This window comes from Pseudomonas sp. JV245A, from assembly GCF_032424515.1.
GTDB classification, from domain to species: domain Bacteria; phylum Pseudomonadota; class Gammaproteobacteria; order Pseudomonadales; family Pseudomonadaceae; genus Aquipseudomonas; species Aquipseudomonas protegens.
This window is the reverse complement of sequence record NZ_VYKE01000016.1, coordinates 63,770-76,707: the sequence shown is the minus strand read 5'-3', so window position 1 is coordinate 76,707 and position 12,938 is coordinate 63,770. Positions and strand designations below refer to the sequence as shown.

Annotated in this window: 14 protein-coding genes; 9 read left to right on the top strand and 5 right to left on the bottom strand. The window is 64.0% G+C overall.

What is annotated here, in order from left to right:
- The 4 genes from F6S12_RS07480 to F6S12_RS07465 form a co-directional block, all read left to right on the top strand.
- The coding region (locus F6S12_RS07480) for a LysR substrate-binding domain-containing protein (protein ID WP_315868813.1) at positions 1–915 on the top strand (915 nt) is incomplete at its 5' end.
- Between the two features lie 107 nt (positions 916–1,022).
- Positions 1,023–2,951: an alkaline phosphatase D family protein gene (locus F6S12_RS07475; RefSeq protein WP_194237141.1), complete on the top strand. Its 1,929-nt coding sequence runs from the start codon at positions 1,023–1,025 to the stop codon at positions 2,949–2,951.
- Between the two features lie 37 nt (positions 2,952–2,988).
- Complete coding sequence (locus tag F6S12_RS07470; protein WP_015636894.1) at positions 2,989–3,456, top strand: hypothetical protein; 468 nt, start codon at positions 2,989–2,991, stop codon at positions 3,454–3,456.
- A gap of 75 nt (positions 3,457–3,531) precedes the next feature.
- Positions 3,532–3,894, top strand: a complete 363-nt coding sequence (locus F6S12_RS07465) for a hypothetical protein (protein ID WP_015636895.1) — start codon at positions 3,532–3,534, stop codon at positions 3,892–3,894.
- A gap of 9 nt (positions 3,895–3,903) precedes the next feature.
- Here F6S12_RS07465 and F6S12_RS07460 read toward each other — a convergent pair whose 3' ends face one another.
- From F6S12_RS07460 to F6S12_RS07450, 3 genes are all read right to left on the bottom strand, one after another.
- A complete protein-coding gene (locus tag F6S12_RS07460; RefSeq protein ID WP_315868812.1) occupies positions 3,904–4,473 on the bottom strand; it encodes a hypothetical protein in 570 nt (189 codons plus the stop codon).
- Positions 4,474–4,608: 135 nt separating this feature from the next.
- Positions 4,609–6,657: a c-type cytochrome gene (locus F6S12_RS07455; protein WP_315868811.1), complete on the bottom strand. Its 2,049-nt coding sequence runs from the start codon at positions 6,655–6,657 to the stop codon at positions 4,609–4,611.
- 214 nt (positions 6,658–6,871) lie between these two features.
- Positions 6,872–7,537: an ArsR/SmtB family transcription factor gene (locus tag F6S12_RS07450; RefSeq protein WP_015636898.1), complete on the bottom strand. Its 666-nt coding sequence runs from the start codon at positions 7,535–7,537 to the stop codon at positions 6,872–6,874.
- Positions 7,538–7,643: 106 nt separating this feature from the next.
- Between F6S12_RS07450 and F6S12_RS07445 the strand changes: the two genes are divergently transcribed.
- The 3 genes from F6S12_RS07445 (at position 7,644) to F6S12_RS07435 (ending at position 10,279) form a co-directional block, all read left to right on the top strand.
- Positions 7,644–8,153 carry a DUF2938 domain-containing protein gene (locus F6S12_RS07445; protein WP_311166125.1) on the top strand — a complete coding sequence of 170 codons (510 nt, stop codon included), beginning with the start codon at positions 7,644–7,646 and terminating at the stop codon, positions 8,151–8,153.
- A 176-nt stretch (positions 8,154–8,329) separates the two neighbouring features.
- Positions 8,330–8,911: a DedA family protein gene (locus F6S12_RS07440; RefSeq protein WP_011063258.1), complete on the top strand. Its 582-nt coding sequence runs from the start codon at positions 8,330–8,332 to the stop codon at positions 8,909–8,911.
- A gap of 120 nt (positions 8,912–9,031) precedes the next feature.
- Entirely contained in the window at positions 9,032–10,279 is a 1,248-nt protein-coding gene (locus F6S12_RS07435; RefSeq protein WP_123431385.1) for an aspartate aminotransferase family protein, read from the top strand.
- A 24-nt stretch (positions 10,280–10,303) separates the two neighbouring features.
- Here F6S12_RS07435 and F6S12_RS07430 read toward each other — a convergent pair whose 3' ends face one another.
- The gene (locus tag F6S12_RS07430) at positions 10,304–10,888 is read right to left on the bottom strand and encodes a hypothetical protein (protein WP_015636901.1); all 585 of its coding nucleotides are present in this window, start codon (positions 10,886–10,888) and stop codon (positions 10,304–10,306) included.
- A 4-nt stretch (positions 10,889–10,892) separates the two neighbouring features.
- Positions 10,893–11,333: a DUF3592 domain-containing protein gene (locus F6S12_RS07425; RefSeq protein ID WP_228102218.1), complete on the bottom strand. Its 441-nt coding sequence runs from the start codon at positions 11,331–11,333 to the stop codon at positions 10,893–10,895.
- Positions 11,334–11,877: 544 nt separating this feature from the next.
- Here F6S12_RS07425 and F6S12_RS07420 point away from each other — a divergent pair.
- On the top strand, positions 11,878–12,273 hold the full coding sequence (locus F6S12_RS07420; RefSeq protein ID WP_011063263.1) for a GNAT family N-acetyltransferase: 396 nt from the start codon (positions 11,878–11,880) through the stop codon (positions 12,271–12,273).
- A gap of 36 nt (positions 12,274–12,309) precedes the next feature.
- A complete protein-coding gene (locus F6S12_RS07415) occupies positions 12,310–12,933 on the top strand; it encodes an SMI1/KNR4 family protein (protein ID WP_315868810.1) in 624 nt (207 codons plus the stop codon).
- Positions 12,934–12,938: the final 5 nt, after the last annotated feature.

Below are 12,938 nucleotides of genomic sequence, written 5' to 3'. Positions count from 1 at the left end.
CTGAACGCCGTCCGCGCCTTTGCCGCCGCTGCTCGCCACGAGAGTTTCAGCCGCGCCGCCGAAGAACTGCATGTGAGCCACAGCGCGGTGAGCCGCCATATCAAGTTGCTGGAAGAGCACCTGGGAGTGCTGCTGTTCGAGCGGCGCATTCGCCAGTCGGTGCTGACCCCCGCCGGGCAAGCCTTCTATGAACAGGTCAGCGTGGCCCTGACCCAGATCGCCAATGCCGCCGCCTCCCTGCGCCGCGGCGCGGCCCTGCGCAAGGTCATCATCAATGTGCGGCCGTCCTTCGCGGTGCGCTGGCTGATTCCGCGCTTGCCGCAGTTCATGGCGCTGTACCCGCAGATCCAGCCGGAGGTGGTGACCAGCACCCTGCTCCCCGATCCGGCCAAGGAAACCTTCGATCTGGTGATTCGCCGCGGGCGCTCGGGCTGGGCAACCACGCTGCAACCCCAACGCCTGCTGGAAGACGAAATCCTGGTGGTGGCAGCGCCGTCGCTGTTGCACAGCACAGCACTGAACAGCCCCGATGATCTGCCGCGACATACCTTGCTGGTCAGCCGCACCCGCGCCAGCGACTGGCAGAAGTGGCTGGAGCACTGCGGCCTGAAACCGCTGCGCACCTCGCCGACCTTGCATTTCGACCATATGCACTTCGTGCTCCAGGCCTGCGTCGACGGGCTGGGCCTGGCGCTGTGCCCGGCATCGTTGCTGGCCAAGGACCTGGCCAGCGGCCGCCTGATCTGCCCCTTGCCGGAACTGCTTCAGCCCCTGACCCGCTATTACTACGCGCTGGCCAGCGATGCGGCCCCCGAAGCCCAGGTGTTTATCGACTGGATGCTGGCGCAAATTCGCCAGGACGCCATGGATCATCAGGTACAACAGCTTGCGGGCAATGCGGGCCAACGCCCATAAATAATCGGATACAAAAGCCTTGCTCCAGCCCGCGCAACCGACGTTTCTTCGACATCGGCTGCGCTACCATTTCGCCCCCTTTGCAACCGCTAGAGATCCCACAGCAGATGCTCCCGACCACGCCCCCCACTGCCCTGCCTCCTGTTCTCGCCGGCCCGTTGCTGCGCCGCCTGGAGCCGACGCGGCTGGTGCTGTGGCTGGTGGGTTCCAGGGCGTTGGCGCTGACCCTGCGCCTGCAGCCCGCTGGCAGCACGACCCTGGATCTGGCCCTCGACCCGCAGCAATGCCAGGTCATTCCCGTCGGTCGCCATGCCTTCATCCATCTGATCGATGTGGCACTGGACGATGCCCTGCCCCTGGACGTGACGATCGCCTATGACCTGCTGATCAACGATGCCGAGGACAGCGCCCGGGCCATTGCCGATTGGGCGCCGCACCTGCTGTATGGCGATGCCGGGTCCCCTGAGTTCGTGCTCCACAGCCGCATCGACAACCTGCTCCACGGCTCCTGCCGCAAGCCCCATCACCCGTCCGCTGACGGCTTGCTCTGCGTCGACCGCCTGCTGGCGCAACACCCCGAGCCTGCACAACGCCCGGCCTTGCTGATGATGAGCGGCGATCAGGTGTACGCCGACGATGTGGCCGGGCCCATGCTGCGGGCCGTCCACGCCCTGATCGAGCGCCTCGGGCTGTTCGATGAAGAGTTGGACGGTGCCGTGGTGGCCGACAGTCAGGCGCTGTACCGCCATGGCGCCAGCTACTACCAGCGGGCCGAATTGCTCCCGGCGCTGAAGAGCAATGAAACCCTGCGCGAGCGGTTTTTCGGCGGGGTGAAAAAACCGATCTTCACCAGCAGCAATGCTGACAACCATCTGGTGACGTTCGCCGAGGTGCTGGCCATGTACCTGCTGGTTTGGTCACCGCTGCCCTGGACCCTGATCACGCCGCAGCCGCCGCAACTGACGCCGGAACAGCAAACGCGCTACACCCGGGAACAGCAACGCATCGACGATTTTGTCCAGGGCCTGAAGGGTGCCGCGCGGGTCTTTGCCCACCTGTCGTGCCTGATGATCTTCGACGACCACGACATCACCGACGACTGGAACCTCAGTGCCCAATGGGAAGAAACCGCCTACGGCCATCCCTTCTCCAAGCGCATCATCGGCAACGCGCTGCTGGCTTACATGCTGTGCCAGGGCTGGGGCAACAACCCGGATGCCTTCGCCCAACTGCTGGAACACACCCGGGCCTTGAGCGCCACGGCACAAACTCCGGAACGCATGCTGGAATGCCAGGCCCAAAACGACCTGATCGACCAGTTGCTGGGTTTCCAGCAGTGGCAATACGTATTGCCCAGCACCCCGGCCCTGGTGGTGCTGGACACCCGCACCCGGCGCTGGCGCAGCGAGTCCAACCTGGGCCAGCCTTCCGGCCTGCTGGACTGGGAAGCCCTGAGCGAACTGCAACATGAACTGCTGGATCACCCCTCGGCGATCATCGTTTCACCGGCGCCGATCTTCGGCGTCAAGCTGATCGAAACGGTGCAGAAGGTCTTCAGTTGGTGCGGCTACCCGCTGCTGGTGGACGCGGAGAACTGGATGGCCCATCGCGGTTCCGCCCAGGTGATCCTGAACATCTTCCGCCACTCGCGAACCCCGGGCAGCTACGTGATTCTCTCGGGGGATGTGCATTACTCCTTCGTCTACGAAGTGCTGATCCGCCACCGCCAGGGCGGCCCGCGGATCTGGCAGATCACCAGCAGCGGCATCAAGAACGAATTCCCCGCCGCCCTGCTGGAATGGTTCGACCGCCTCAACCGTTGGCTCTACTCGCCGCGCTCGCCGTTGAACTGGTTCACCAAGCGCCGGCGGATGAAGGTGATGCCCCATGTGCCCGAGCATGCCGAGGCCGGGGAGCGGCTGTGGAACTCGTCGGGGATCGGCCAGGTGTTTTTCAATGAGCAGGGGCAGCCCGTGGCGATCTATCAGCACAATGCCAATGGCGCGGCGCCGACACGGATGATTGCGCCGAGATAGAATCCGCTGTCGCCGGCCACCAGGAAGGACCCGCCCGATGGAAAAACAACCGTTGTATCGCAAGGTCAACACCCGGACCCGGGGCGTGGGGCACAAGAACTCACCGTCCTACGCCAAACAGCGCCACAGCAAGGCCCTCCTGGCCAGGGAACAGCAACGCGGCAGCATGCACTCCGACAAGCGCCTGGGGCTGGATTACACCCCATTGTTCCGTTTTCTGCTCAGCCGGGTCGGCCAGCCGTGGGATGGGGTGTTCAGCGAAGCGAAAGGCCGGCTGGATCGGGAGGAACCGATTTTCTGGTTGGTGGCCCTGCATGAGCACGAACAACAGGATTATGTGGGGCTCAGCGGCTGCGCCTATTTCAGCGGTCTGTACGTCGATACCCAGGGCCTGCTGCAGAAGGTCAATCCCCAGCTGAGCGCAGCCACCATGAGCCCCAATTGCCCTTGCTGCACTCACACCTTGAACGGGGTTCCCTTCGGCCAACCCTATCGTCGCTGGTGAGCCCGTCGCAGCGCGTCGCATCCGGCGCACAGATTGCCTCAGATCGATTGCCAAAGCCCCAGGAAGGAGCGCTCCGTGTCATCAGCAATCACCCCGGAACAGCTGGACGACATTCGCTACGTACTGTCGGACGCCTTTGTCGATAACGAGGTGGACTACGCCTACATCGCCCGCGAGACCCAAGCCTATGACCGGGCCGAGGTGGAGCGCATTCTCTACGAAGAGGTGGCGCCGGTGTGCTACGTCAACCTGATGGCGGTGATCCCGGAAATCTGGATGGGCTTTGCCCGCGAGCCTTTGCTGGAGGAGATCGAGGCAAGCCTGGCGCTAAGGCGCAACAGCCGCTGGCAGGCGTTTCGCGTGCGCTTGTTCATCCGTTGGATCCGCTTTCGCGGGGCCTATATCTGGGAGGAAATCTGCAGGCACTACGCCCCATAGGTTCGTACGCTATCGCGCGTCGGCGCGGCAGAAATCGGTGGGCCGCAGAACCACCAGGTCCGGCAATGCCTCGCCACGCTCATCGATCTTGCGCAGCCTCGCGGTGCACATCTGGTCCTGGAGAAATTCCATCTGATAGGTCGCGCCGGCTTCGGGAACGAAGGTCACGCTTTGCTCGCAGACGGCACGGTAGTCCTTATCCATCCCCGGTTCCGTGTTGTAGAACATGAAGGCGAACGGACGATTGGCCGGGATCTTCAGCTCGTTGGCGCCAAAGCCCTCCTGGCGCCGCATGCGGTCGGTGGCGGCCGTCATGGGAATGCCCAGGTTGCGGAAATTGGGATTGGCAATGCCGCGATGGGGGCGAACCATCAGCCCTGAGCTCGGTTTGCGCCAGTCGATGCAATCGCTGTAGGGCACGCCACGCACCAGCCCCTGGGCAACGATGCGGATCAGCGCGGTTTCACCGGCATCGGCCGGCACCCGGTAGCTGACGGTGGTCGCTTTGAGCGCGGAAACAAAGGCACAACCGCTGAGCCCCAGAGACAGGCTCAGCAACAGGATCGAGCGAAACCGCATGATTCATCCTTGAAGGACCGACAGCGAAGGCTGACGCAAAGGATGGCAATCTTACCTCGGCGCCAGGGCGCGTCGGCAGATTTTTCTGCGGGGCCTGTAGCCGCAGCCAAAGGCGGCGACTACAGGGTCAAGCCCTCAGTAACGGGCGTCCGCCGGACGACCGCCGTTGGGCCAGTCCTTGACCTTGTCCGGGAAGTCCGGGCGCGGCTGGTGGGAGAAGTATTCGGCCACGTCCAGGGCTTCCTGGTCCGAGAGGCCGCCCTGGCCCAGGGGGAACTTCTCGTGGAAACCGATCGGCATGTTGCGTTTGACGAAGGCCGCCGCAGTGTAGGTGCGGGCCATGCCAGCGCCGATGTTGAAGGATTGATCGCCCCACAGCGGCGGGAAGATCAGGCTGCCGTCGGCGCGTTTCAGGCCCTCACCGTCAGCTCCGTGGCACACCGCGCATTGCTTGGCGTACACCTGCTTGCCATTGTCGGCATTGGGCTTGAGGGCCGGGTCGATCTTGCCCACACCGCGGCCGGCCACCTTGTCTTCTGGGCGGGTGTTCATTTTCATCCACTCGAAGTAAGCCACCATGGCTTGCATGTCGGCGCCGTTCACCGGCAGCGGCTTGCCGTGCATGGAGCGGCGGAAGCAGCCGTTGATGCGCTCTTCCAGGGTGATGGTCTTGCCCGCCCGCGGCGCGTAGCCGGGGAAGAACGCCGAGACGCCGACAAAGGGTGAACCGTCGGCCACGGTGCCGGCGTTGAGGTGGCAACTGGTGCAGTTCAGCGAGTTGCCGACGTTGTCCGGCAGCAGGGCCCTGGTTTCCAGGTGCAGGCGCATGCCACGCACCACTTGCTCGGCATTCGGCGCCGCCAGCAGGTTGGCCAGGCGCGGGGTTTCGAACAGGGTGCTTTCCACTTGCGGGCTCAGTTGCGCCCGCATCTTCTTCACTTGCTCGGCGCTGATGGCGGAGCCGTTGTTGCCCCAGCTGCTGCGGACAAAACTGAGGATCTCGGCGATCTCGCCATCGGCCAGCTGGGCAAAGCCGGGCATGGTGTAGACCCGTGGATGGGCCGCGGTCTGGGCGGTCTTCCAGCCGGTCAGGGTGATGTGCAGCAAGGAGGTCGGGTTGGCCGAGGCGACGCTGGGGTTGCCGGCCAGGGACGGGAACATCTGCGGCACGCCGGCGCCATCCTGGCGGTGGCAGTCGGAACAGAATTGCGCGTAGCCCAGGCCGCCACGGGAGGTGAACAGGTTGTTCGGCGGGGCCGCCGGGGTCAGTGCCACCGAAGGCATGGGCAAGTCGTCCTTGCCGGCCGGCAGGGACTTGAGGTACGCGGCGATGGCCGTCAGGTCGGCGTCGGTGAAATGCTGGGTGCTGTGGTGGATCACGTCGGCCATGTTGCCGGATACCGTGGCAAAGCGGTTCTGCCCGGTCTTGAGCAACTGCACCGTGTCCTCCACGGTCCACAGGTTGCGCAGGCTCAGGGCTCGCCACTCTTCCACCGTCTCGCCGGCCAGGTAGTGCTGGCCGCCGGATTCGCTGTCGCTCATGGCCTTCTCCTGGAAGGCGATGCCCCGCGGGGTATGGCAGGAACCGCAGTGGCCCAGGCCCTGGACCAGGTAGGCGCCGCGATTGAGCTGTTCGTCCTTGGCCGGGTCAGGCTTGAAGGGCTGCTTGTCGACGAACACCAGGTTCCAGAACCACAGGCCCCAGCGCTGGTTGAAGGGGAACCCCATGTCGGCTTCCAGGTTGCCCTGGGCTACGGGTTCCACCCCGTGCATCAGGTAGGCGTAGAGGGCGCGCATGTCCTCTTCGGTCATCTTGGCGTAGGACGGATAGGGCATGGCCGGGTACAAATGACTGCCGTCAGGGGTTACGCCTTCGCGCATGGCGCGGTCGAATGCTTCGAAGCTGTAACTGCCGATACCGGTGTCTTTATCCGGGGTGATGTTGCTGGAGTAGATGGTGCCCATGGGCGTCTTCAGCTCCAGGCCACCGGCCATGGTGGCCCCGCCCTTGGCGGTGTGGCAGGCAATGCAGTCGCCGAGCTGGGCCACGTACTGGCCACGCTGGATCAGTTCGGAATCTGGGGTGGAGGCCGCCGCTGCCGGGGTCGGCTCGCTGGCATGCAGTAGGGGTACGCAGAGCAACGCAGCGCCCAGAAGGCACAGGCGTGACAGAGAAAAAGCCATCAGGTTATTCCTTTAAAATCCGCCTGGGGTGGTCCCCTCGGCCGATATCCACAAAGGTTTTTATTGGTTATCCCGGCCTTCACGGTACAGGCCCGGGGCTCGATACCTTGTGGGTCCGAGCCTGATGCCCTTGTAGCGGATTTTTCTGAAAACCCTGTTGATATGGATCATGGCCCTATAGGCAATGTCCTGTATGGCCGACTCTGCGACACTTTTACCGGGTGGTTTCCACCCCTAGGCCGGCGGCCTGCCAATCGACGAAACCGTCGTCCAGGCGCCGCACCCTGAAACCCTTGGCGCGAAGCAAGGCCGCGGCATTGTGTGACAGCACGCAGTAGGGCCCGCGGCAGTAAGCCACCAACTCCTGGCCCGCGGGCAACTCGGCCAGACGCTGCTCCAACTCTTCCACCGGGATATTGATTGCCCCCGGCAAATGCCCAAGGGCGAACTCCTGCGGCGAGCGCACGTCCAGCAGGGTCATGCCGCCCTCCTGCAGGCGTTGGCGCAGCTCTTCCCGGGAGATGCCCTCCAGGCGCCCCGGCTGCTGCTCGCTGTCGGCCAGCAGCTCACGGATCTGCCCGTGGTTGTAATCGACGTATTGGCGCAAGCCCCCCAGAAGTGCGGCCAACGGCCCCTGGCTGAGGCTGTAGAGCACCCGCTTGCCGTCGCGCCGGGTCTGCACGAAACCGCCCCGGCGCAGCTGTTGCAAATGTTGCGAGGTGTTGGCCACCGAGAGTCCCGAGGCTTCCACCAGGCGCTCCACCGGCTGCTCGCCACGAGCAATGTGCTCCAGCAGGATCAGGCGATGGTGATGGCCGAGAATACGTGCCAGCTCGGCCATGTCCGCCAGAGGCTGTTGAGGGGAAATCGAATCGGTCATTGACAGCTCCTGCTGCTTTATTGATCATTCAATCACTTAATTGAATGAAACATTATCACACCCATAGCCGAGGCTGAAGTGCAGCCATCCATACCCAGGAGTCTTTATGCATGAGTTCATGGCGTTGATTTTACCGGCACTGCTGATCGGTGTCGGCGCTACCTTGGTCCTTGATTTGTGGACGCTGTTTCTGGCGCGAGTGTTGAACATTCCTGGCCCCAACTGGGCCATGGTCGGACGCTGGATCGGGCATTTTCCTCGTGGGAAGTTTGTGCACCAAAGCATCGCCCAGGCCGATGCAGTACCCGGGGAGCGGACACTGGGCTGGCTGGCTCACTACCTGATCGGCGTCGTCTTTGCTGCCCTGTTGCTGCTGATCTGCGGCCTGGAGTGGGCGCGGCAACCGACCCTGGCACCGGCCCTGATCATCGGCGTATTGACGGTGGCTGCGCCGTTCCTGCTGATGCAACCGGGCATGGGCGCCGGGATCGCGGCGAGCAAGATGCCCAAACCGAATGTGGCCCGGCTGCGCAGCCTGATCGCGCATTCGGTGTTCGGGCTGGGGTTGTATGGCGCGGGGATGTTCTGGGCGTGGGTGTTGGGGCAGACTGCGTGATCGGCGCCTCAAGCAGTGCCCACTAGACCCGATTCTCGACTCGCAAGCCGGGAACCCGTTCAAACTCCCGCAGATGCGCAGCCTGGACGTTACACCGCAGCGCAAGAAAAAAGGCACTCAAAGCCAGGATGACGACTCGAAGTCAGGGCGGACTTCAAATACGGAACTGGATAACCATGCTCGAACACCTCGACCTCAACGCGCTGATCGCCGCCTACGGCTACTGGGTGATCTTCATCGGCTGCCTGCTGGAAGGCGAAACCGTGTTGATTCTCGGCGGCATGGCGGCGCATCAGGGTAGCCTGCAATGGCCGCAAGTGATCGGCTGGGCCACCCTGGGGGGCATCCTCGGCGATCAGTTGCTGTTCTGGACCGGGCGCTATGGCGGGGCGCGCCTGCTGCCCAAGCTCAAGCGCCATCAGGCGGCCATCGAACGGGTCCAGGGCCTGATCCAGCGTTACCCTTCGACTTCGGTGTTCGCCGTGCGCTTTCTCTACGGCATGCGCCTGGTGGGCCCGATGGTGATCGGCGCCAGTGGCCTGGCACCCTGGCGTTTCGCCCTGCTCAATGTGCTGGGGGCTGCGGTATGGGCCATCTTGTTCGTCAGCGCCGGTTACTGGGCCGGCGAAGCCTTGCAGCATTTTCTTGGCGACCTGAAACCCTATCGCCTGCCGATCTTCCTCGGGGTGATAGCGCTGGTGGTCCTTGCGGCACTGGTGCGGCATTTGCGTAATAGGCACAAGGCCCAGCAGCACTGAGACAAGGGCTTTGGCACATCGGGAATTTTCATACTGACCCGGCGACTTTATTTCGTTTGTCCAGGCCCCCCGGCCCCGGCTTAGATAACGGCTTGTTTCCGGCACCCAGAGCCCGCATCCATGAGCCACGAGAACATCAGCCGTTCGATCTCCACCGTCCACCCGATCCGCCTCAGCCACGGACGCAACGCCGAGGTCTGGGACGTCGATGGCAAGCGCTACATCGACTTTGTCGGCGGTATCGGTGTGCTCAACCTCGGGCACTGCCACCCACGCATAGTCTCAGCCATCCAGCAGCAGGCCACCCGGCTCACCCACTACGCCTTCAATGCCGCGCCTCACGGGCCCTACATCGAGTTCATGCAGCGCCTGGCGAACTTCATCCCGGTGAGTTACCCGGTCAGCGGCATGCTCACCAACAGCGGCGCCGAGGCCGCGGAAAACGCCCTGAAGATCGTGCGCGGAGCTACCGGGCGCAGCGCGGTGATCGCCTTTGACGGAGGCTTCCATGGGCGCACCCTGGCCACCCTCAACCTCAACGGCAAGGTGGCGCCCTACAAGCAGAAGGTCGGTGTACTACCCGGGCCTGTGTACCACCTGCCCTACCCCAGCGCCGACAACGGCGTCACCTGCGCCGAAGCGCTGAAGGCCATGCAGCGCCTGTTCAGTGTGGAAATCGATGTCGAGGAAGTGGCCTGCTTCATCCTCGAACCGGTGCAGGGCGAAGGCGGCTTCCTGGCCCTGGACGCCACGTTCGCCCGGGCCTTGCGCAGCTTCTGCGATGAACATGGCATTTTGCTGATCGCCGACGAGATCCAGTCCGGCTTCGGCCGCACCGGGCAGCGTTTTGCCTTCTCCCGCCTGAACATCGAGCCGGACCTGATCCTGCTGGGCAAGAGCATTGGCGGCGGGGTTCCACTGGGCGCCGTGGTGGGTCGCAAAGCATTGCTGGACGTGCTGCCCAAGGGCGGCCTGGGGGGCACCTACTCGGGCAACCCGATTGCCTGCGCGGCGGCGCTCGCGACCCTGGATGAAATGACCGACGAGCACCTGCAGGCCTGGGGCGGGCGCCAGGAGCGGGCGATCGTGCAGCGCTATGAGCATTGGAAAAGCAGTGGGCTCTGCCCCTTCCTGGGCCGTCTGACGGGGGTGGGAGCCATGCGCGGCATCGAGTTGGTCAATGCCCGGGGCGAACCGGCGCCAGAGCAACTGAGCACGCTGCTAGGCAGCGCCCGGGATGCGGGCCTGCTGCTGATGCCCAGCGGCAAGTCGCGGCACATCATTCGCCTGCTGGCGCCCTTGACCACCGAGCCTGAAATCTTCGAGGAGGGCCTGGATATTCTCCAGGAATGCCTGGCGCGCCTGTGATTCCCGGCGCGCCTCAGGGCGAGGCTAGAACAGGTAGCCCATGTAGGTGGCAATGCCGCCACCGGCCTGTGGTCCGACGTTCATGCCAGCCATGACCACTGCGCCCTTGGCCGAACGCAGCAGCTGCTCGTTGACCTTGATCGAAGCCATCATGGTCGCCGGGTTGCTTCCCAAAACGACGGCCAGGGCCAGTAGCTTGGGGTCCAGGCCGAACAGCAGGGCCGTGGCCGAACCGCCCACCACCAGTCCACCACCGACCTCGGTATAGAAGCAAGGCCCGGTGATGTCGTCCTCGGTCAGGTCCCGGCTGCGAAGGGCATCGCTGACAAAGACCTTGCCGGTGCTGGGAAAAGCCTCCGCCGCACCGGCACCACTGACGCTCTTGCCCTTGACCTGGATATTGACCTTGCCGAAACGCGGCAGGCGCCCACCAAAGCCGGCGCCCACCCCCAGGCCGCCGTAGCGATAGCTGACGTCCTTGCCCTGAGGCGAACGCAGGGTGATCGAACCACCACCGCCGGCCACGAGGGCTACGGTCAGGCCGCCGCCGCTGGCGGTCTGGTACAGCCATTTACTTTCGTTGACCGGAATCGGAATGCTGAGGTTCATGGGGTCAAAGTCCTTTTGCTCGTTGTGTGGCTCGTCCGCGCTGGCTGATGACACCCACCAGGCCGGCCAGGGTAAATACCAGACCGATCAGGCCGAGCACACCCGGGGTGGCCCAGAGTGCTGCCGGGTCGTCGATGATTGCGCTGTTGGCCGGCCGCTCGGGCTGGTAATACACCCGCACCGGCTGGTCCTTCTGGTAGCCGAAGATAAAGCCACCCTGGGGGTAGGAAATCTTCTCACCGGTACTGCTGGTGAAGGCGATCTCGGGGTGCGAACCCCCGGCATTCAAATCGCTGACGATACCGTCGGCGGTCTGGGCGCTGGCGAGGAACTCGCGGCGATCAAGGGTGAGATTGACGGCGATGACCAACAGGCCGATGCCGATCAGGGCGAACAGCAGACCCTGGAGGATCTTGCCAAAGCGTGACGGGGTGGAGTTAGCCATGGGCTGTCTCGATATTCGTCCGTGAAAGAGGGAGGCCACGATAACAAGAAACCTGCCTCCAGAAAAACCACTGCCGCGGCGCAAGCGCATTCCGGCAACGGCGTTCAGGCGCCCTGGAAAGCGGCCTGAGCGCCTGTCGCCAGCGCTTGCAAACCGAATTTCCGACGGGCATTGCCCTGGAGGAATTTGTCCGCAAATACCGGCGGAAGTTCCAGGCCCCGGACCTGCTCCCGGCGTTTTTTTTCAACACACCAGGAGGAATTGGCCGGCGAGCAGCACGTTGCCCTGGCCACAAATCCGTGGCCAATGCCTGAACGCCGCGAACAGCCGTACGAGTTTCGAAGAGCTCCCTTGGCCGGTTGCGTTCAGGCACCGAGGGCTGCCAGTTTCCGAGGCAGGCTTGTATCCTCCAGGTCGCCCACGGTCGAGCCGGCACGCCGCTGCGACAACGATGCCCACTGGGCCGAAGCACTCAACTACATGGGTCGGCCCCGAGCACAGTCGGGGCGCGATCTGCCCGTACTTGCCCATTGGAGAGTTCACCATGCTGATCCGCGACGCACACGCCGCTGAAAGCGAAGCACTGCGGCAGTTTCTCGGCGATAACGGCTGGGGCCATCGGGTGGGCAGCAGCGAATACTTCGCCCAGTTGCTGGCAAACTCCCAGCGCACGGCGGTCGCCCTTCTGCAGGGGCAGATCGTCGGCTTCGCCCGAGGCATCAGCGACGGTCTGTCCAACGGTTACCTGTCCATGGTGGTCGTTGCCGAGCAGCACCAGCGGCGCGGTATCGGCCGCGCCCTGGTGCATTGGGTGATGGGCGACAACCCCGAGATCACCTGGGTCCTGCGGGCCGGGCGCCCCGGGGCAGCGGAGTTTTTCAGCTCGCTGGGCTTCGAACCCTCGATCATCACTCTGGAACGCACGCGCCATCGCGCATAATCACTCCCCCGCCTCCAGCTCATCCAAGGAAGACCCATGTCCGAACAGCACGACTCCAACGCCGACTGGCCCCCCGCCGGCTGCCCGCCCCTGGCCTGGCCGGACCTGCCTGACCAGGCTGCACGGCTGAACTGGTACCTGGCCGCGATTGGCGCCTACGGCGCGCTATGGGAAGGGCACGTCAACGAACCGGAATTGACGCCTGTCAGCGAGGACGCCCTGCAGGCGCTGGAGCAACGCCTGGGCTGCCCGTTGCCTCGATCGCTGCGCGACTACCATCGGCAATTGGGGGTGCTGTCCCTGGCGGAGGTCCTGTGCAGCGTCGGGCCCGGGCACACGCCGATCCAGCCGTTGCTGGAGGCTTATCCCGGTATCGTCGAGATCAGCGATGTCGACCTGGTACTGGCAGGCAAGCTGGTGGCCTTCGGCGACTACCTGGGCAATGGCAACCTGTTCTGCTTTCACCACGAATCCGGCGCGGTCTACTACTTCGATCACGACACAGGTGCGGCGCTGACACGCTTTTTCGACTCCCCCGAGGAGTACCTGGATGCGCTGATGCTGCTCTGCCTGGCGGAGGTGTATGACGACGATGATGCTGCCGAAGCATTGATCAGCCAGCGCTACGGCGAGGACCTGGTACGCAAGTGGCGCTATTGAGCCCT